19 protein-coding genes and 1 pseudogene are annotated in these 17820 nt (G+C 42.9%); 13 read left to right on the top strand and 7 right to left on the bottom strand.

Going from position 1 to position 17820, the window contains the following annotated elements; all coding sequences use genetic code 11:
- Window positions 1-52: 52 nt before the first annotated feature.
- Window positions 53-2089 carry an NAD-dependent DNA ligase LigA gene (gene ligA / locus HYG89_RS09875; protein ID WP_178867316.1) on the top strand — a complete coding sequence of 679 codons (2037 nt, stop codon included), beginning with the start codon at window positions 53-55 and terminating at the stop codon, window positions 2087-2089.
- An 86-nt stretch (window positions 2090-2175) separates the two neighbouring features.
- On the opposite strand, the gene HYG89_RS09870 is transcribed toward ligA, so the two are convergent.
- A complete protein-coding gene (locus HYG89_RS09870) occupies window positions 2176-3237 on the bottom strand; it encodes an aldehyde reductase (RefSeq protein WP_178867315.1) in 1062 nt (353 codons plus the stop codon).
- A gap of 324 nt (window positions 3238-3561) precedes the next feature.
- Here HYG89_RS09870 and bfr point away from each other — a divergent pair, with 324 nt between their 5' ends.
- The 6 genes from bfr to bioD all read left to right on the top strand — a co-directional run bounded on the left by bfr (window position 3562) and on the right by bioD (window position 8948).
- Window positions 3562-4026 (top strand): bacterioferritin, encoded by a 465-nt coding sequence (gene bfr / locus HYG89_RS09865; protein WP_178867351.1) that lies wholly within the window; start codon window positions 3562-3564, stop codon window positions 4024-4026.
- A gap of 188 nt (window positions 4027-4214) precedes the next feature.
- Entirely contained in the window at window positions 4215-4946 is a 732-nt protein-coding gene (locus HYG89_RS09860; RefSeq protein WP_178867314.1) for a hydrolase, read from the top strand.
- Window positions 4947-5045: 99 nt separating this feature from the next.
- Window positions 5046-6329 (top strand): adenosylmethionine--8-amino-7-oxononanoate transaminase, encoded by a 1284-nt coding sequence (bioA, locus tag HYG89_RS09855; protein ID WP_178867349.1) that lies wholly within the window; start codon window positions 5046-5048, stop codon window positions 6327-6329.
- A complete protein-coding gene (locus HYG89_RS09850) occupies window positions 6326-7483 on the top strand; it encodes an 8-amino-7-oxononanoate synthase (protein WP_178867312.1) in 1158 nt (385 codons plus the stop codon). Before bioA ends, HYG89_RS09850 begins: the two co-directional genes overlap by 4 nt.
- An 8-nt stretch (window positions 7484-7491) precedes the next feature.
- Window positions 7492-8301 carry a malonyl-ACP O-methyltransferase BioC gene (bioC, locus tag HYG89_RS09845; protein ID WP_178867311.1) on the top strand — a complete coding sequence of 270 codons (810 nt, stop codon included), beginning with the start codon at window positions 7492-7494 and terminating at the stop codon, window positions 8299-8301.
- Complete coding sequence (gene bioD, locus HYG89_RS09840; RefSeq protein WP_096902081.1) at window positions 8298-8948, top strand: dethiobiotin synthase; 651 nt, start codon at window positions 8298-8300, stop codon at window positions 8946-8948. The genes bioC and bioD overlap by 4 nt, the downstream gene beginning before the upstream one ends.
- 368 nt (window positions 8949-9316) lie before the next feature.
- On the opposite strand, the pseudogene rluB reads toward bioD, so the two are convergent.
- The 6 genes and pseudogenes from rluB to HYG89_RS09810 all read right to left on the bottom strand — a co-directional run.
- Window positions 9317-10237: pseudogene (gene rluB / locus HYG89_RS09835) on the bottom strand (23S rRNA pseudouridine(2605) synthase RluB); the annotation flags it as partial.
- A gap of 41 nt (window positions 10238-10278) precedes the next feature.
- A complete protein-coding gene (gene scpB, locus HYG89_RS09830) occupies window positions 10279-10872 on the bottom strand; it encodes an SMC-Scp complex subunit ScpB (RefSeq protein ID WP_004972340.1) in 594 nt (197 codons plus the stop codon).
- Window positions 10869-11663, bottom strand: a complete 795-nt coding sequence (locus HYG89_RS09825; RefSeq protein WP_178867309.1) for a ScpA family protein — start codon at window positions 11661-11663, stop codon at window positions 10869-10871. The genes scpB and HYG89_RS09825 overlap by 4 nt, the downstream gene beginning before the upstream one ends.
- Window positions 11664-11882: 219 nt before the next feature.
- Window positions 11883-12164 (bottom strand): hypothetical protein, encoded by a 282-nt coding sequence (locus tag HYG89_RS09820; protein ID WP_004972337.1) that lies wholly within the window; start codon window positions 12162-12164, stop codon window positions 11883-11885.
- Between the two features lie 68 nt (window positions 12165-12232).
- On the bottom strand, window positions 12233-12850 hold the full coding sequence (locus HYG89_RS09815) for an L-threonylcarbamoyladenylate synthase (RefSeq protein WP_004972336.1): 618 nt from the start codon (window positions 12848-12850) through the stop codon (window positions 12233-12235).
- 91 nt (window positions 12851-12941) lie between these two features.
- Window positions 12942-13604, bottom strand: coding sequence for an elongation factor P hydroxylase (locus tag HYG89_RS09810; protein WP_154320993.1), 663 nt, complete (start codon window positions 13602-13604; stop codon window positions 12942-12944).
- A 98-nt stretch (window positions 13605-13702) separates the two neighbouring features.
- On the opposite strand from HYG89_RS09810, the gene HYG89_RS09805 reads away from it, so the two are divergent.
- The 6 genes from HYG89_RS09805 to lysM all read left to right on the top strand — a co-directional run bounded on the left by HYG89_RS09805 (window position 13703) and on the right by lysM (window position 17488).
- Window positions 13703-14260, top strand: a complete 558-nt coding sequence (locus HYG89_RS09805) for a DUF177 domain-containing protein (RefSeq protein WP_131260705.1) — start codon at window positions 13703-13705, stop codon at window positions 14258-14260.
- Window positions 14261-14336: 76 nt separating this feature from the next.
- Window positions 14337-14522, top strand: a complete 186-nt coding sequence (gene rpmF / locus HYG89_RS09800; RefSeq protein WP_000290730.1) for a 50S ribosomal protein L32 — start codon at window positions 14337-14339, stop codon at window positions 14520-14522.
- A 204-nt stretch (window positions 14523-14726) separates the two neighbouring features.
- Entirely contained in the window at window positions 14727-15713 is a 987-nt protein-coding gene (fabD, locus tag HYG89_RS09795; RefSeq protein ID WP_096902067.1) for an ACP S-malonyltransferase, read from the top strand.
- Window positions 15710-16444: a 3-oxoacyl-ACP reductase FabG gene (gene fabG / locus HYG89_RS09790; protein ID WP_019837736.1), complete on the top strand. Its 735-nt coding sequence runs from the start codon at window positions 15710-15712 to the stop codon at window positions 16442-16444. The genes fabD and fabG overlap by 4 nt, the downstream gene beginning before the upstream one ends.
- Window positions 16445-16527: 83 nt before the next feature.
- Window positions 16528-16764 (top strand): acyl carrier protein, encoded by a 237-nt coding sequence (gene acpP / locus HYG89_RS09785; protein ID WP_001279871.1) that lies wholly within the window; start codon window positions 16528-16530, stop codon window positions 16762-16764.
- Between the two features lie 250 nt (window positions 16765-17014).
- The gene (lysM, locus tag HYG89_RS09780) at window positions 17015-17488 is read left to right on the top strand and encodes a peptidoglycan-binding protein LysM (RefSeq protein ID WP_004972325.1); all 474 of its coding nucleotides are present in this window, start codon (window positions 17015-17017) and stop codon (window positions 17486-17488) included.
- The last annotated feature ends 332 nt before the right edge of the window (window positions 17489-17820 follow it).

The following is a 17820-nucleotide window of genomic DNA, read 5'->3' as shown; positions in this document are numbered from 1 at the left end:
ATAGAAAAAATTGAAGGGCGGAACAAGACCGCCCTTTTTTATGGTGGAAAATATGTCTGTAGATTTAACCGTCGTGGCGCAAATGCGTCAATTGATTCAACTGCTTGCCAAGCACAATCATGCCTATTATGTGATGGATCAACCGACAATTGCAGACAGTGAATATGATCAGCTTTTCCATCAACTAAAAGCGTTGGAACAACAGTATCCAGATTTAGTTCAACCCGATACACCGACCAATAAAGTCGGTGGCACACCTTTGGCAAAGTTCACCACGGTTACACATGCTGTGCCAATGTTGTCTTTAGGCAATGTGTTTAATCAGGAAGAATTATTTGCCTTTGCAAGACGTGTCGAAGAGCGTTTGCCCAACCAAAATATTGAATACGATGTCGAACTCAAATTTGATGGTTTGGCGATTTCACTTTGGTATGAGCATGGGGTATTGGTGCGTGGTGTGACCCGTGGTGATGGCGAAACAGGAGAAGATATTACCCACAACGTCAAAACCATCCGTAATTTGCCTAAAGTCTTGAGTGCGGATACAACTACCATTCCTGAATTTTTGGAAGTGCGTGGCGAAGTGCTGATGCCAAAACTTGGTTTTGAAAAACTCAATGCGGCCAATACAGCCAAAGGTGAAAAAACCTTTGCCAATCCACGCAATGCAGCAGCAGGCAGTTTGCGTCAGTTAGACCCGAATATTGCGGCTTCACGTCCTTTAGCATTCTATGCTTATGGCATTGCGCAATGTGTGCCGCCTCATGGACAAAGCACCATGTCCGACAGTTTGGCATGGTTGGGGCAGTTTGGTTTTGAAATTGGCGAACGTCATTTTGTCTGCAAGAGCATTCAAGATGTTCAGGCGGCCTATGAGCAAATTAACCTTGAACGCCCGAATTTAAGCGTTGAAATTGATGGCATGGTGGTCAAGGTCAATGACTTGAAACAGCAACAGCAATTGGGCTTTTTAAGTCGTGAACCACGTTGGGCAACTGCTTATAAATTCCCTGCCGTGGCGGCTTTAACCACCATTGAAAATATTGACTGGCAAGTAGGTCGTACAGGTACGCTAACCCCTGTAGCACGTTTAAACCCCGTTGCGGTAGGTGGTGTGACGGTATCCAATGTTACTTTGCATAATATTGGTGAAATTCACCGTTTGGATGTGCGTTTAGGCGATACGGTCAGTGTTTACCGTAGTGGTGATGTGATTCCCAAAGTTGAAAAAGTCTGGCCTGAATTTCGCCTTGCCGATGCGCAAGAAGTGCATTTACCTGAACAATGCCCTGTGTGTGATTCGCCTGTGGTGATGCCTGAAGGTGAGGCTTTGGCGCGTTGTTCAGGCGGTTTGTATTGTGCGGCACAGCGTATTGAAGCGATTCGTCATTTTGTGTCACGTAAAGCCATGGATATTGAAGGTTTGGGTGATCGTTGGGTGGAGTCATTACTGCATCTGAACTTGCTACAAAATGTGGCTGATATTTATCATTTACACGAACACCGCGACACTTTGCTCGGCATTGAAAAAATGGGTGAGAAGTCGGTTCAAAACTTGATTGACTCGATTGAAAACAGCAAAAAAACTACTTTGGCTGCGTTTATTTATGCCTTGGGAATTCGTGGTGTGGGCGAAACCACCGCGCGGATGCTTGCCAATACTTTTCAGACTTTAGAGGCTTTGCGTGAAGCTGATTTAGAAGCGTTAAAGAAAACTCCAGATGTGGGAGATATTACGGCAGAATGGATTTTGGACTTTTTCCAAGCGCCGCATAATTTAGAAGTGTTGGATCGTTTATTAGCTGCAGGCATTCATTGGGATGCTCCGATTGCACCGACACGTCAGCCTTTGAATGGTGAAAGTTGGGTGATTACAGGGACGTTGAGCCAAGTGGGACGCGATGAAGCGACTCAGTTGTTGCAGGCTTTGGGTGCACGGGTGAGTGGTAGTGTTTCGGGTAAAACCAAATGTGTCGTGGCGGGTGAGAAAGCTGGCTCAAAGCTGGAAAAAGCCGAGAAGTTGGGTGTGCAGGTCATGAATGAAGCTGAGTTTATTCAGCTGATGCAGGAATATGGTGTGCTTGAATAAGCATCATCCTACATTTTATCCACTAATAGGTACAAAGGCACTTCAACGATGAAGTGCCTTGGTTTTTACTGAGAGAAGTCGAAGGTTTAACGTTTCTTCACAATGCCATCATCAATGAGTTGCTGAAAATGTTCGACTAGACTGGTTTCAATATTGCGGTAGTGCATACCCAATTCATGCTGACTTTTTTCCGCATTAAAATAAATTGGGTAGCCCATATTCAGTTCCACAAATTTACGGGAAAAACCAAGTAGAGGGCCAAAGGCTTTAAAGGCAAATTTAGGTAACTGATTGCGTGGGAAAGGGTATTTACGTCCAAAGTGCTGCGCTAAAATTTTGCCCATTTCCAATAAGCTGAGTGTGCCACCGCTAATAATATAGCGACCTTCAGCAGCAGGGTTGAATGCGGCCTGAATGTGAGCATCGGCAACATCACGCACATCGACAATGCCATTCCACATAGCAGGGACACCTGCCAAGGTCATACCGTTGGCAAACTGCAATAACACTTCCACGCTGCCCGATTGGGTGTTTTTGGTCAACGATGGGCCAAGCACCAAAGCAGGGTTGATACAGACCAAATCCCAGCGGTTTTGTGCCTTTGCCATTTCCCAAGCTTTGCGTTCAGCTGCCACTTTTGAATAAGGATAAGGCTGATGCTCAGTGCTGCTGCTAGTATTCCAGTGACTTTCATCAAAGCGATTATTGGCCGTATTTAAAATATCAATCGCATCGCCATAGGTTGCAGCAATACTTGAAGTCACCACTACACGCTTTACCGATGCAGTACGATTAACGCTGTTTAACACATTTTCAGTGCCAATTACGGCAGGCTCAATAATGTCTTTGATGGCATCTTTATAATTGGTGACCACAAAAGGCGAGGCCATGTGCAGCACGATTTCACAACCTTGCATGGCGGGATCAAAAGCACCTTCTTCAAGTAAGTTGGCTTGGAATAATTGTAAGTTGCCTGTGCTTTTTGCCGCGATATCAGTCAGATGTTGAAAACTGTGGGTTTTTTTCAGATCACGCACCGTCGCGTGTACGGTATGTCCTTGTTCAAGCAGGTTTTTAATGACCCAACTGGCAATATAGCCTGTTGCGCCTGTGACTAAAATGGGTGCAGATGTATTTAGATTTGTCATTATTTTAAGAAAGTGATGGAACTCGTGACTATCATAAAGCAGCTGGGTTTTAAAATCCGCTTTTTAGGCGTTTTTTACGATACTTGAGCGTCAAAGTATGGTTTCTTTCAATATTTACAAAATGATGCAAAATCATTGTATTGTCATTTTTAAAGCTAAGTTTTGCCAAGCAGTTGTTTTATATATGGGAATTTTTAAGTTATATTGCAAATGCGTATGTTTCTCATTTTAATTTTATAAAAATCATGGGTTTACAATAATTAACTTTTGCAATTTTGCCTGAATGTGTCCATAATGACTGGATTAAGAAAGGGAGTACAGCAAATGCGTGGCAATCCAGAAGTCGTAGACTATTTAAATATGTTGATTGGTGGCGAACTGGCTGCTCGCGATCAATACCTGATTCATTCGCGTATGTATGAAGATTGGGGTTTAAGCAAAATTTTTGAGCGCATTGACCATGAAATGCAGGAAGAAGCGCAGCATGCCGATGCTTTAATTCGTCGTGTATTGTTCCTTGAAGGCACTCCAAATATGCAGCGCGATGACATCGACGTGGGTGAAGATGTGGTGTCTTGCTTAAAAGCCGATTTAAAACTGGAATACGAAGTACGTGAAAAATTGGCGCAAGGCGTAAAATTGTGTGAAGAAAAAGGCGATTATGTCAGCCGTGATATGTTGCGTCAGCAAATGACCGACACAGAAGAAGATCATACGTACTGGTTGGAAAAACAATTACATTTAATTGAATTGATTGGTTTACAAAACTACATTCAATCGCAAATGTAATCTGATCAAAGCAAAATAGACCAAAACCCGATTTATGATAAGTCGGGTTTTTTTATAGATCGGTTTTTATAGATTGGCTTTTTTATATCAATTGGTTTTTTTAAGGATGTATCTTGGTGCTTTGCAGATGTCGATTGAGCCGATTCAGTATTATACTGAGGTGATTTTCTAACTTGAGAGCAAGCCACGTGCAACAACAGATTTTATTGATTACAGGCTGGGGCGGTGGTACTGCACTCTTAAATCCGTTACAGCAAGCCTTAACTGCACAAGGTTTTCGGGTTGAGCTCATCAATATTTTTAACGCTACTGATGCTCAAGTCATGCAGCAACAGGTTGAATTTGCACGTCAGTTTGATGTAATTATGGGCTGGTCACTGGGTGGGCAATTGGCAACGCTACTGGTCGATGCGATTGCCAGCCAATATGCAGGATATAAAACCTTAATTACCATTGCATCCAATCCGTGTTTTGTTGCACAAGCCGATTGGGATACCGCTATGCCACAAGCCACGTTTGCCCAGTTTAAACAATCTTTTGCACAAGACCCAATTCTGACCCTAAAGCGTTTTGGTTTTATGGTGTGTCAGGGTGTCACTAGTAGTAAAACCGACCTATTACAATTACAAAGTTTGGTTCAGCCACAGCCGCAATCTTTGCTTCAACAGGGTTTAAATTTATTGGAAAACTTAAACTTGGTGACTAAGCTTAAAAATTATACAGGTCTGCAGTATCATCTTTTTGCCGAGCAGGATGTTTTAGTTGATTGCAAAGTTGCAGCTAAACTGCAAAATTTAGCTGCAAAGTTTTTAAGCGTAGATGTTTTGCAAGGCTCGCATGGGCTGCCATTGTTCCATGCCGATGAGTTGACTAGCAAAATCTGCCAATATTTACAGAAAAACCTGCCAACAGATCCATAAGTGACAAATCTCGCAATTTATTTTATCTGTAGACAGGTTTAAGATTTAGCACATCAAGTTTTTTACAAGATCAAGGATGATGGTGGGATGACAGAACTGATGGATTTGGCTTTTGATCGTGAACATCTTTGGCATCCTTACACCTCTATGACTCAGCCTTTAACAACCTTTAAGGTTAAGCGGGCGTTTGGCAGCACTATTGAGCTTGAAGATTGTCGCCAGTTGATTGACGGCATGTCATCGTGGTGGTGCGCGATTCATGGTTATAACCATCCTGAGCTGAACCGTGCTGTGACTGAGCAACTCGACAGTATGGCGCATATCATGTTTGGTGGATTGACCCATCGTCCTGCTATTGAGTTAGGGCGTTTGTTGCTCGAAATTACCCCACCGAGTTTAGATAAAATTTTTTATGCAGATTCAGGCTCCGTCGCCGTTGAAGTGGCGCTGAAAATGGCGGTGCAATACTGGACTGCACAAGGCAAAACTGAAAAAACCAATTTTATTACCACCCGTTCTGGCTATCATGGCGATACATGGAATGCCATGTCGGTTTGTGATCCTGTTACAGGGATGCATCAGGTTTTTGGCTCAAGTTTGGCGCGTCGTTATTTTGTATCTGCACCACAAACAGGTTTTGACCAAGAGTGGAATCCTGCCGATATTGCAGAATTGGCACAAAGTTTGGCCGAGCATCATCAACAGATTGCCGCCATGATTATTGAGCCGATTGTGCAAGGTGCAGGCGGCATGCGCTTTTATCATCCTGAATATTTGCGTCAAGCCAAATTGCTCTGTGAACAATATGATGTGTTGTTAATTTTTGATGAAATTGCCACAGGTTTTGGGCGTACAGGCAAGTTGTTTGCATGGGAACATGCACAGGTCGAACCCGATATTATGTGTATCGGCAAAGGGCTGACAGGCGGTTATATGACCTTGTCTGCCACATTAACTACGAAGCATGTTGCAGAAACGATTTCGCAAGGTGAGGCAGGTGTGTTTATGCATGGTCCGACCTTTATGGCAAATCCACTGGCCTGCGCGGTTGCAGTAAAAAGTACCCAATTATTATTAGAACAAGACTGGCAAGCCAATATTCAACGTATACAACAGCAACTTGAACAGCATTTAACACCATTGGCTAATTTGGCATGGGTGCAGGATGTGCGAGTTTTAGGTGCAATTGGTGTGGTAGAACTTAAACATGCTGTCGATATGCAAAGCCTGCAACAAGAATTTGTGCAACGTGGTATTTGGGTACGTCCTTTTGGTAAATTGGTCTATGTGATGCCGCCGTATGTGATTACAGCAGCAGAACTAAATACTTTATTGCAGCAATTGGCTGAGGTGGTGACAGGTATGCAAGGAGCGAGCGCATGAGTTTACTCGATCACTATGCAGAACAGCTTGATCAGCTTCGCCAACAGGGTAATTTTCGTCAGTTTCGCAGCAATCAACAGCAAGGTAAAACGATTGAAATTCAGCAACAGCAGATGCTGAATTTATCTTCCAATGATTATTTGGGTTTAGCCTCTGATTTGCGCTTACGTGAACAGTTTTTTGATGAAACACCGAATGCACAGCGTTTAATGAGTGCATCTTCATCACGTTTACTGACTGGAAATTTCCCTGCCTATGAACAGCTTGAAGCCACATTAACGCAATTATTTCATGGGCGAGCTGCCTTGCTGTTTAATAGCGGCTATCACATGAATATTGGTATTTTACCTGCATTGGCAGATGCGAAAACCCTAATTTTGGCCGATAAACTGGTACATGCCAGCATGATTGACGGCATTCGTTTGTCATCTGCCAAATATTTGCGTTATCGGCATAATGATTTGGCACATTTGCAGCAATTGCTGATGCAATATCATGCTGATGATAATTATGAACGCATTATTGTGGTGACTGAATCCATTTTTAGTATGGATGGTGATGAAACTGATTTAGCCGCATTGGTCGCGCTGAAACAGCAGTTTGCCAAAGTTATGTTATATGTCGATGAAGCACATGCGATTGGTGTGCGTGGGCAGCAAGGTTTGGGCTGTGCCGAACTATATGACGTGATTGATGCCATTGATTTTCTGGTCGGGACGTTTGGTAAAGCTGTTGCTTCAGTTGGGGGATATTTGATCTGTGATCCGATTATCCGCGATTACCTGATTAATCGAATGCGCCCGCTAATTTTTAGTACCGCACAGCCACCTATTTGTATGGCGTGGACGCAGTTTATGCTGAATCAGATTGTGCACATGCAGGCACAGCGTCAGCATTTGGCGGCCTTGAGCCAATCTATACAGCAGGGGATTCAGGCCAAAGGTTTTGCTTGCCCATCAACTTCGCAAATTGTACCTGTGATTATTGGCGACTCTACTGCAACTGTAAGCAAAGCCCGACAGTTACAGACTGCAGGTTTTTATGTGATGCCTGTACGTCCACCGACTGTGCCGCAAGGCAGTTCAAGACTGCGGATTTGTTTAAATACGCAATTTGAAACGGCAGATTTAACACAGTTACTGGATTTGCTTTGAGTGTGCGTATGCGTATAGATAAGGCACAAGTGGCACAGCGTTTTGCCCGCGCTCATCAGAGTTATAAAACGCATGCCGTGGTACAGCAGCAAATTTGTCAGCAGTTAATGGCAAAAATGCAGCAATATATTGTGCAGCAAAAGTTGTCAGATCAACCTCAGCCTTGCTTTGAAAACGTCTTGGAAATCGGCTGTGGTTCAGGGAATTTAACCGACTTGCTACTGCGTGAATTTCAAATTCAACAGCTGACTTTAAATGATTTATATGCCGAAGTGTTGCATGCGTATCTGCATCATCCTCAAACAACTAGTACGCAAATTCATGGCTTAATTGGCGATATAGAACAGCTCGATTTTCCGCAGTCTTTGGATTTAATTTGTTCGAGTTCGGCTTTGCAATGGGTGGAAGATTTTGGAGCATTATTGCGCAAGGCGAATCAAGCGTTAAAGCCGCAAGGGTATTTGTGCTTTTCGACGTTTGGCCCTCAAAACTTGACTGAAATTAAGCAATTAACAGGTCAAGGCTTACATTATTTGAGTATGGATGCGTTACAACAACAGCTTAAACAGCAGGGCTTTGAAGTATTACACTGTTCAGAGCAGCTTAAATCATTAAGTTTTGAACATCCCAAACAGATTTTGCAGCATTTAAAAGCCACAGGTGTCACGGGTACAGCACAAGGGCAGCGTTGGAACAAAACGACTTTAACCGAATTTTATCGGGGCTATGAACAGTTTAGTCAGCAGCATAGCTCACAGCAAAAAAGTTATACGCTCACGTATCATCCTATTTATTGTCTTGCACGGAGAATGCCATGACAGCTCAAGTCTATTTTGTGAGTGGTATTGATACAGGGATTGGCAAAACCTATGCCACGGGTTATTTAGCCAAGACCATGAATGAACAGGGTATTCAGACCATTACCCAAAAACTGATTCAAACGGGCAATCAAGACGTTTCAGAAGATATTGAGCAGCATCGTAAAATTATGGGCAGTGAATGGTTGCCTGAAGATGATGACAAACTCACCATGCCTGAAATTTTTAGCTATCCTGCTTCACCGCATTTGGCTACACAAATTGATGGTCGTGAGATTGACTTTGCTAAAATTGAGGCTGCGACTGCGCAACTGGCAGCAAAGTATGATGCAGTATTATTAGAAGGTGCGGGTGGACTCATGGTGCCGCTGACCACAGACCTACTCACCATCGACTATATTGAGCAAAAACAATATCCTGTTATTTTGGTGAGTTCTGGGCGTTTGGGCAGTATTAACCACACTTTGCTCAGTTTGGAAGCTTTAAAAACACGTGGTTTGAATTTACATGCATTGGCATATAATTTGAACGATGAATCACAAGACCCTTTAATTTCGCAGGATACTGCCAAATATTTAAAAAATTATTTGTCAAAAAGCTTTCCAAAAGCACAGTGGATTGAAATTCCTGTATTGCCAAATATTTAATTTTTATTATTTTTTGTCCAACCAATTTGCCCAATAAAAAAGCCACACATGAACGTGTGGCTTTTTATCAATTTGGCGTATTTCAGCTTTTAGAATTTTTTAAAGCTTTTATTGCCAAACGGTTTGCGTGGTGCATTTTCGTCACGACGTTCACGGTTGCCGTAGCTGTTGCCATCCTGACGTGGTTCACGGTTGCTGTAGCTGTTACCATCCTGACGTGGTTCGCGGTTGCCATAGCTGTTACCGTCTTGGCGACGCTCACGGTTGCCATAGCTATTGCCGTCTTGGCGACGTTCGCGGTTGCCATAGCTGTTACCATCTTGACGACGCTCACGGTTGCCGTAACTGTTACCGTCTTGGCGTGGTTCGCGGTTGCCGTAACTGTTACCGTCCTGACGACGTTCACGCGGTGCAAAACCTGTGTTTTGTGCAGCTTCTTCGGTGTCACGACGTTGCTGACGCAAGAAACCACCACGACGTGCTGCCAACGGTTTTTCCTGCATACGCTCATTGCGACGTTTTGCCATGCCGTACAAACCTGTGCCTTGACGTGGTTTTAACTCAACCGCTTTGGCAAGGTTATCGATGTCATTTTTATCCAATTCCATCCAGCGACCTGTACGTAATTCACGCGGTAAAATTACCGTGCCGTAACGGGTACGCAATAGACGGCTGACTTTCAGACCTTGTGATTCAAAAATACGACGAACTTCGCGGTTACGACCTTCTTTTACCACCACTTGATACCAGCGGTTAATACCATCACCGCCAATTTCAGAGAAAGATTCAAACTTGGCAGGGCCATCATCTAGCACTACGCCGCGCAGCATGTTGTTTTTCAGTTGTGGTGTCACTTCACCCATCACACGAACTGCATATTCACGTTCAATTTCGTTCGATGGGTGCATTAAACGGTTGGCTAATTCACCATCGTTGGTGAATAGCAATAAACCTGTCGAGTTAATGTCCAGACGACCAACCATTACCCAACGATCATTGGCAATTGCAGGCAGGTTATCAAATACAGTTGGGCGCTGTTCTGGGTCGTTGCGTGAGCAAATTTCGCCTTCTGGTTTGTAGTAAATCAGAACACGACGACGAATTTCATCTTCAATTTGGAACTGAACTTTACGACCATCGATGCGAAGCTCATCACCTGGTTCGATACGTTCACCCACTTGGGCAACTTGGCCGTTGACACTCACACGACCAGCGGCAATGACTTCTTCCATATAACGGCGAGAACCCAAGCCTACTCGTGCGAGTACCTTTTGCAACTTTTCACTCATGACAGCATAACCTTAGAAATGATCATCAACAGTTTACCTATTCAAGACACAGACGCAGATGCATCGAGTGCCATGAAAGCTTCCTTGGCATCCTGTAGGGGAGGCAATTGACTTAAGGAATTCAAGCCAAACGCATTTAAAAATTGAGGCGTTGTAACCAACAACGCAGGTCTTCCTGGGAGTTCTCGGAAACCTGATTCTTTAATCCAGTTCCAATCAAACAATGTACGTAAAATTTGACTATTGTTTGATACTCCGCGAATTTGTTCAATATCTGCACGGGTCACAGGTTGGTGGTAGGCAATCACAGCCAGTATTTCTAGCAGTGAGGGTGAAAGTCGGGTCGGACGTTCAGGCCATACCTGTGTAATAATTGTACGATACTTTGCCCGCACCTGAAAACGGAAACCTTGTGCGGTTTCGATCAGTTCAATCGAGCGACCATGTTGTAACATGGCCAATTGTTGTAAAAACTGGCGCAATTGCGCTTTGCTGTACTTATCTTGAAACGCTTCTTTCAGACGTGCTAAAGACACAGCACTGTCACTGGCAAAAATAATTGCTTCGAGTTGCATCAGTACTTCATGCTGTTGTTCGCCTTCAGACAAGCTTGAAATTATTGGTTCTGGATTCATGTCTGCGCCCCTTGAATGCTCAATGGTGCTTCAATACCGCTGCTGATAATGCACACTTTTTGCTGGCGGGTCAGTTCTAAAATCGCCATAAAGGTCACCACCATGCCCATGCGTCCCTGACTTGGTTTAAGCAACGCGTCAAAACTTAGTACTTCACCCGATGCGAGTTTGGCTTCAATAAATGCAATCCGTTCTTCAAGTAAAACAGGTTCTTGCAAAATTTGATGGGTGACAGGTTCAGGACGATTAAAAATGCAGAACAAGGCATCACGTAATTGATCGGCTGCATAGCCGACATTATTGACTGCGGTATGCCCTAAGCTAACATTGGTAGCAAAAGTATCGCGTTCTAAAACAGGCATTTGCCCCAAGCGTTCAGCTGCTTGTTTGACTCTTAAATAGGTTTCTAAACGGTCAATCAGCTCTTGTTTTGGGTCTTTTTCAATGCTGCTGATACTGGCAGGTTTAGGCAACAATAGGCGGGATTTTAAATCGGCCAGTAATGCCGCCATCACCATATAATCGGCAGTCAGTTCAATATTTAGCGATTTCATGGCATCCATATACGACAAATATTGCGATGCAATCGGGGCAATATCTAACTGAAGTAAATCGAAGCCATTTTTTTGAATCAGGTAAATTAAAAAGTCGAGTGGTCCTTCGAAATGCTCTAACAGAATTTCAAATGCTGCAGGAGGAATATACAAATCCTCAGGAATCGACTCTTGCCACTCATCTAACACACGAATGTGTTGGGCAGGTTCCATCGCATTGTGGAGGGATTGATTCATTACAGTGTTGGGCCACGCGAATTTTCAAAAGCATGCAAATGCTATTTCCGCTTCAGATAAGAAGGAGATGGAGAAATAGCTCAGAATTAATAGCGGCTAGTCTAAAGGATATCGTGATTGAAATAAATCTGTTCTACGACCAAATATCAAAAAAAGCCTAAAATAAATCGGGATTGAGGGAGATTTAAGGCAAGTTGTAAAAATTAACTCATTCAATCTTTAAGTATTTATTTCTGTTTTATTCTGTAATGCGTATTCAATCATTGCCATGCAGCTGTCTTGTAAACACAGATTACGAGTTTGCGATTGCGCTAAAAGTGCTTTACATAGTGCTGCATCTAAAAAGTAAGTATAAGAATCGGGAGGTTCAGGTATTGTTGCTGTGAATGCAGTTTGGGAACACACGATTGCATCGGACTCTAGCGTCCACGGATGTTGCACATAAATGTGCATCTCATCCGAAAACTGCTGCAAATTTAACAATACCTGAAATAAAGTCATGGGTTTAATTCGTGCAAGTAAGGCTTTTAAACCGTAGTGCTGTCAATCGCTTTGCAGGTGGTGAATGCTTATTCAAAAGCACTCACATCTCCCACACCACGACGCACAATTTGCGGGTTGTCGCCCGATAAATCAATAATACTGGTGGTGCTGAGTGTGCCTAAGCCACCATCAATCAGTACATCAATACGTTTGTTGAGTTGTAGATCAATCTCGTATGGATCATCTAAAGGGTCTTCTTGCCCCGGTAAAATCAGGGTGCTGGTCAGTAAAGGTTCGCCTAATTCTTTAAGCAGCATGCGACAAATGGGGTTGCTTGGAATACGCAAACCAATGGTTTTTTTATTGGGATGCATCAAGCGACGCGGAACTTCACTGGTCGCAGGTAAAATAAATGTGGTGACCGCAGGCGTATTGTTTTTCAGCAGACGATACATGGCATTGTCCACTTTGGCGTAGGTGGCAATATCCGATAAATCGGCACAAATAATGGCGTATTGGTGTTTTGCGCCTAAACCACGAATTTGTGAAATGCGCTCCATCGCGTTTTTATTACCAATTTGGCAACCAATCGCATAAGCAGCATCGGTTGGATAGACCACCACATCGCCTGCGCGTATGCGTTCAACCGCTTGGCTGATTAGACGCGGCTGTGGATTTTCAGGATGTACTCTTAAATGCAACATATGAATTCCTCAGTAGCGTAAATGTGACGTTAGGCTCATTATGAAAGGGGATTGATGTCAGTTGCAATCATTGCCTTGTGCTTTATTACATTTAATCCAAATTTTTTCGTTCAAACTCTGCAATTTGTAATGTTTTGCCACCTCGGGTGCAGTAACAAATACATTCAATAAAGCGTTTTGCATCGCGTGGTAATTTGGCTTCTCCGTTAAAATAACGCTGCACTTGGGCAAAGACATTGTCTTTAAATGTGCGGCCATCTCCACCTTCACCGGTCAGGTTATCTAAAGATACACGGAATTTTCGTCCAAACGCTTGAGCAAACAGCCATTCAATGGCTTGAGGTTTAATTTCAACCTGTTCAAATAAGGCTTGTTGTTCCTGAGTACGACCATCGGGAGCATACCAATAGCCTAAGTCTGGCAGTAAACGTCGTTGTTCGCCTGCGATGCTCCAATGGCTAATTTCATGTAAAGCGCTATTAAAGAAACCATGTGCAAATTGAATACGTGCAGGCTGTGTTGCCGTGGCAGGAAAGTACTCAGGTTCAAAATCACCTTTGACCAAGTTCACATTTAGGTGGGAAAACCAGTGATTAAAGTGTAAGATGAGCCAGTCCACCTGTTCCGTTTCTGTATTGAGTTTTGCCCAGTCCGAGAGTTGCACTTGGGGGGGCGAAGTGTCAGAATTGGTGGTTGGAAGTGTGCTCACAAGTGATGAAAAATTCACTTCTGTTTGCGGCTGCAACAGATGCATGACTGTGTTACCCAAAATTGGTCTGTCTAAATAAGTACAAAATTGTATCTTAATCTTTGACAGAGTACTGATGAATTTGTAGAATTGCCGCCTTAATTATGTCAGCAAATACCTTTCCGGCACAGATTGAGCCGTTTAAATGGGCTGAACAGGGCTTTACATGGTCAGGTAACCTGCCATTGTCTCGCTTTGCTCGTATCGCCCGTGAAGCTGTTGGATCAATTGATGATCAATTGGTTAACATAGACTGTAAGCTATCAATGGATGCGTATCATCGCATTGTATGGCTAGATGGTCATATTGAAACGAGAGTTCCAATGGAATGCCAACGCTGCTTGGGTTCTGTAGAAATAGACCTCGTTTCAGATTTTCATCTAGCTCTTGTGGATGATGAGTCACTGATAGAGCGCTTGGATGAGGATGCTGATTTCATTGTATTAGGTGAAAGTGAAGCCACCACCAAAGGCGATTATGATTCGCCTGCGACGGCTAATTTACTGTCACTTATAGAAGATGAATTGTTATTGTTGTTGCCTTTATCTCCTAAGCATGACGCTTGCGAGCATAAGCATCAACCTGCCATTCAGAACATTGCTGAAGAAAAACGTGATAATCCGTTTGATGTTTTGGCAAGTTTGAAAGGTAAACTTAACTGAAAATTATGTTATAATTTCCAGTTAAGACAACTCAATTTGTTCTGATCCATTTTTTCGATCTTTGTAAGGAGCCATCATGGCCGTTCAGCAAAACCGTAAAAGTCGCTCTCGCCGTGACATGCGCCGTTCACATGACGCTTTAACCGAGAATGCATTAACTGTAGACCAAGCTACTGGTGAAACTCATCGTCGTCACCACGTAACTAAAGATGGTTTCTACCGTGGTCGTCAATTATTCGCTAAAGCAGCAGATGCTGAATAATTGGTGATGTATTAAGCGTCAAGCTTAGTAGAAAAAATGGGAGCGTAAGCTCCCTTTTTTTGTGCCCGATTTTTGTTGTATTTGGCAATTACTAAAAGCAAAATTAAGTGTTAAATTTTCGCTCCATAACTGAGCTTACATGAGAGGGTGTGGATTGTAGCTGCTAAAAACTACAATTTGCGCATCTTAATTAAAGGATTTTTTATGTCTGCTAAACGACTCGAGCAAGCAGCTCAAGCCACTAAAACTGCATTTGTCTTTCCTGGTCAAGGCTCACAAAAAGCCGGTATGTTGGCTGAGCTTGCAGAACAGTTTAGCGGTGTGCGCGAAACATTTGCAGAAGCCTCTGAAGCAATTGGCTTTGACTTATGGCACATTGCACAAAGTGGCGAAGGTTTAGACCAAACAGAATTTACTCAGCCGGTATTACTCACTGCAAGTATCGCATTATGGCGTGTGTGGTTAGAGCTGGGTGGTGTTGCACCAAAATACTTGGCAGGGCACTCATTAGGCGAATACAGCGCATTGGTTGCAGCAGGCAGCCTAAGCTTGGGCGATGCAGTCAAATTGGTGAACTTACGTGGTAAGTTAATGCAAAATGCTGTACCACAAGGGCAGGGCGCTATGGCGGCTATTTTGGGTCTTGAAGATGCCAAAGTGCTAGAGCTATGTGAACAAGTGAATGTGCAAGGTCGTGGCTCGGTAGAAGCAGCGAACTACAACGCGCAAGGCCAAGTCGTGATTGCAGGCGATAAAACTTTAGTTGAAGCTGTGATGGCGTTGGCTAAAGAAAATGGTGGCAAAGCCATTGCCCTGCCTGTATCTGTACCTTCGCACTGTTCATTGATGAAACCTGCGGCAGAACAGTTTGCACAAGCTTTGGAACAAACTGCCATTGAGCTACCGCGTATTCCTGTAATACAAAATGTCAACGCTGGAATCGCGGCAGATGTTGCGCAATTAGGTCAGGCACTCACTGCGCAATTGTATCAATCGGTGCAGTGGACACAAACTATGCAATACCTACAAGATCAAGGTATTGAATATATCGTGGAATGTGGCCCAGGCAACGTATTGGCGAATCTTGCGAAGCGTTTACCGAATATCGAAAAAGCATTCCCACTCGACACACAAAGTCGTATGGAAGATGCGCTAAATGCCATTTTGGTGGCAGAAGGGAAAATTGCATGACACAAGAACGTAAAGTTGCATTAGTCACAGGTGCAAGCCGAGGGATTGGTGCAGCCATCGCTCAGCAACTTATTCAAGACGGTTTTTTTGTGGTAGGTACTGCCACTTCTGAAGCGGGCGCAGAAAAATTATCGGCAAGTTTTGCAGAAAACGGTGCAGGTAAAGTTTTAGATGTTCGTGATGGTGCTGCCATTGATGCCTTAGTTTCTGACATTGAACAAAGCTATGGTTCAGTTTTGGTATTGGTCAACAATGCAGGCATCACCAAAGATAATTTGTTACTGCGTATGTCAGAAGATGACTGGGATGACATTCTCAATATCCATCTGAAAGCAGTTTACCGTTTATCTAAACGTGTCTTGAAAGGCATGACCAAAGCACGTTTTGGACGCATTATTAATATTAGTTCTGTGGTGGCACATTTTGCGAACCCAGGACAAGCCAACTATTCTGCGGCAAAAGCCGGTATTGAAGCATTCAGCCGAAGCCTTGCCAAAGAAATGGGCAGTCGTCAAATTACAGTAAACTCGGTTGCGCCGGGCTTTATTGCAACTGAAATGACAGATCAGTTAAGTGAAGAAATTCGCAAAAAAATGAGTGAGCAAGTGGCATTAAACCGTTTAGGTGATCCACAAGATATCGCAAATGCAGTGAGTTTCTTGGCTTCTGACAAAGCTGGTTACATCACTGGTACAGTGTTACACGTAAATGGTGGTTTATACATGAGCTAAGCTCAAGTATAAACTTTCAAAATTTTATAGATTCAATTAAACTAACGGCATTAAAAACGCCACAAGCAATGAGGAGAATTCCTGTGAGCGATATCGAACAACGCGTTAAACAAGCGGTTGCAGAACAACTTGGTCTTAAAGCTGAAGAAATCAAAAACGAAGCATCTTTTATGGATGACTTAGGTGCTGACTCTTTAGACTTAGTAGAGCTTGTAATGTCTTTCGAAAACGATTTTGACATCACAATCCCAGACGAAGATTCTAACGAAATCACAACAGTTCAATCAGCAATCGACTACGTAACTAAAAAACTTGGTTAATTGTTGATTTCAGCTCTGCTGAAATGAAAGCCACCGCAAGGTGGCTTTTTTATGCGCTGTCGTTTTTACAATCGAATATGAAAAAGGCGCATTTTGTTAAATGTGTGATGTAGCTTACATTTTGTTACCAGGCTAGTGTCTAATCACAACCGAAGTCGCTTATTTTTTTAGTTATAAATGAATGAGAACAGAAACGTGCTTATGTAAGTGAGCGACGCTTTATAACAGCAGAAAAAAATAGGAGTACCTCATGGGTCTTTTTGATTTTGTAAAAGGGATTGGTAAGAAAAATACAGCACCTGCAGAGCCACAAGCTGCACCAAGCACACCTGCAGAACCATCAGCACAAGAAATTGCCAATAAACTTTTGGGGCATGTGAAAAGTTTAGGCTTACCTGTGACAGGTTTATCGGTGAGTTATAACGCAACTACTGACTTAGCGACAGTGCGTGGACAGGTCAACAGTCAGGCAGACCGTGAAAAAATTATTCTTGCAGTGGGTAATATTGACCATGTTGCACAAGTAGATGATCAACTCACAGTTGCAACCCCAGAACCAGAAAGCAAGTTCTATACAGTAAAATCAGGCGATACCTTATCTAAAATTTCTAAAGAATTTTATGGGGATGCCAACCAATACAACAAAATCTTTGAAGCTAACCGTCCATTACTAAAAAATGCCGATGACATTTTCCCTGGTCAAGTGTTGCGTATTCCTGCTTAAATGTGAGCAGTCTGAATAAAAAAGGCGCGTGATGCGCCTTTTTTTATTTTGTTTTTTGTCGTTTTTGGGGTGTTAGATTATTGTCCTATTCTCATAATGAACAAAAGAAGTAAAAAAAGACTTTGTTGTATAAATATTTTGTAAGATAACGATTTTTAAAAGTTTGTGGAAATTTTAAAAAATAAATAAATTAAATAAAGCATAGCGCAGATTCAAATCCCAAGTGCAACACATTTGTAGTTAGTTGAAAAAGTTAGGTGTATTCATAGAATCATTAGACTTTTTCAACTCGCAATTGGAAAGCACACAATGAAGAAATACACCCAACTTTC

Source organism: Acinetobacter sp. SwsAc5, from assembly GCF_013391485.1.
Lineage (GTDB): Bacteria > Pseudomonadota > Gammaproteobacteria > Pseudomonadales > Moraxellaceae > Acinetobacter > Acinetobacter towneri.
Note: the sequence above shows the minus strand (reverse complement) of the source record. Positions and strands in the feature narration are given on the sequence as shown.

Bases quoted from the DNA above. Each gene is read 5' to 3' on its own strand.
- ligA (WP_178867316.1), top strand. From the start codon at position 53: ATGTCTGTAGATTTAACCGTCGTGGCGCAAATGCGTCAATTGATTCAA.
- HYG89_RS09870 (WP_178867315.1), bottom strand. From the start codon at position 3,237: ATGACAAATCTAAATACATCTGCACCCATTTTAGTCACAGGCGCAACA.
- bfr (WP_178867351.1), top strand. From the start codon at position 3,562: ATGCGTGGCAATCCAGAAGTCGTAGACTATTTAAATATGTTGATTGGT.
- bioA (WP_178867349.1), top strand. From the start codon at position 5,046: ATGGATTTGGCTTTTGATCGTGAACATCTTTGGCATCCTTACACCTCT.
- HYG89_RS09850 (WP_178867312.1), top strand. From the start codon at position 6,326: ATGAGTTTACTCGATCACTATGCAGAACAGCTTGATCAGCTTCGCCAA.
- bioC (WP_178867311.1), top strand. From the start codon at position 7,492: ATGCGTATAGATAAGGCACAAGTGGCACAGCGTTTTGCCCGCGCTCAT.
- bioD (WP_096902081.1), top strand. From the start codon at position 8,298: ATGACAGCTCAAGTCTATTTTGTGAGTGGTATTGATACAGGGATTGGC.
- scpB (WP_004972340.1), bottom strand. From the start codon at position 10,872: ATGAATCCAGAACCAATAATTTCAAGCTTGTCTGAAGGCGAACAACAG.
- HYG89_RS09825 (WP_178867309.1), bottom strand. From the start codon at position 11,663: ATGAATCAATCCCTCCACAATGCGATGGAACCTGCCCAACACATTCGT.
- HYG89_RS09820 (WP_004972337.1), bottom strand. From the start codon at position 12,164: ATGACTTTATTTCAGGTATTGTTAAATTTGCAGCAGTTTTCGGATGAG.
- HYG89_RS09815 (WP_004972336.1), bottom strand. From the start codon at position 12,850: ATGTTGCATTTAAGAGTACATCCTGAAAATCCACAGCCGCGTCTAATC.
- HYG89_RS09810 (WP_154320993.1), bottom strand. From the start codon at position 13,604: ATGCATCTGTTGCAGCCGCAAACAGAAGTGAATTTTTCATCACTTGTG.
- HYG89_RS09805 (WP_131260705.1), top strand. From the start codon at position 13,703: ATGTCAGCAAATACCTTTCCGGCACAGATTGAGCCGTTTAAATGGGCT.
- rpmF (WP_000290730.1), top strand. From the start codon at position 14,337: ATGGCCGTTCAGCAAAACCGTAAAAGTCGCTCTCGCCGTGACATGCGC.
- fabD (WP_096902067.1), top strand. From the start codon at position 14,727: ATGTCTGCTAAACGACTCGAGCAAGCAGCTCAAGCCACTAAAACTGCA.
- fabG (WP_019837736.1), top strand. From the start codon at position 15,710: ATGACACAAGAACGTAAAGTTGCATTAGTCACAGGTGCAAGCCGAGGG.
- lysM (WP_004972325.1), top strand. From the start codon at position 17,015: ATGGGTCTTTTTGATTTTGTAAAAGGGATTGGTAAGAAAAATACAGCA.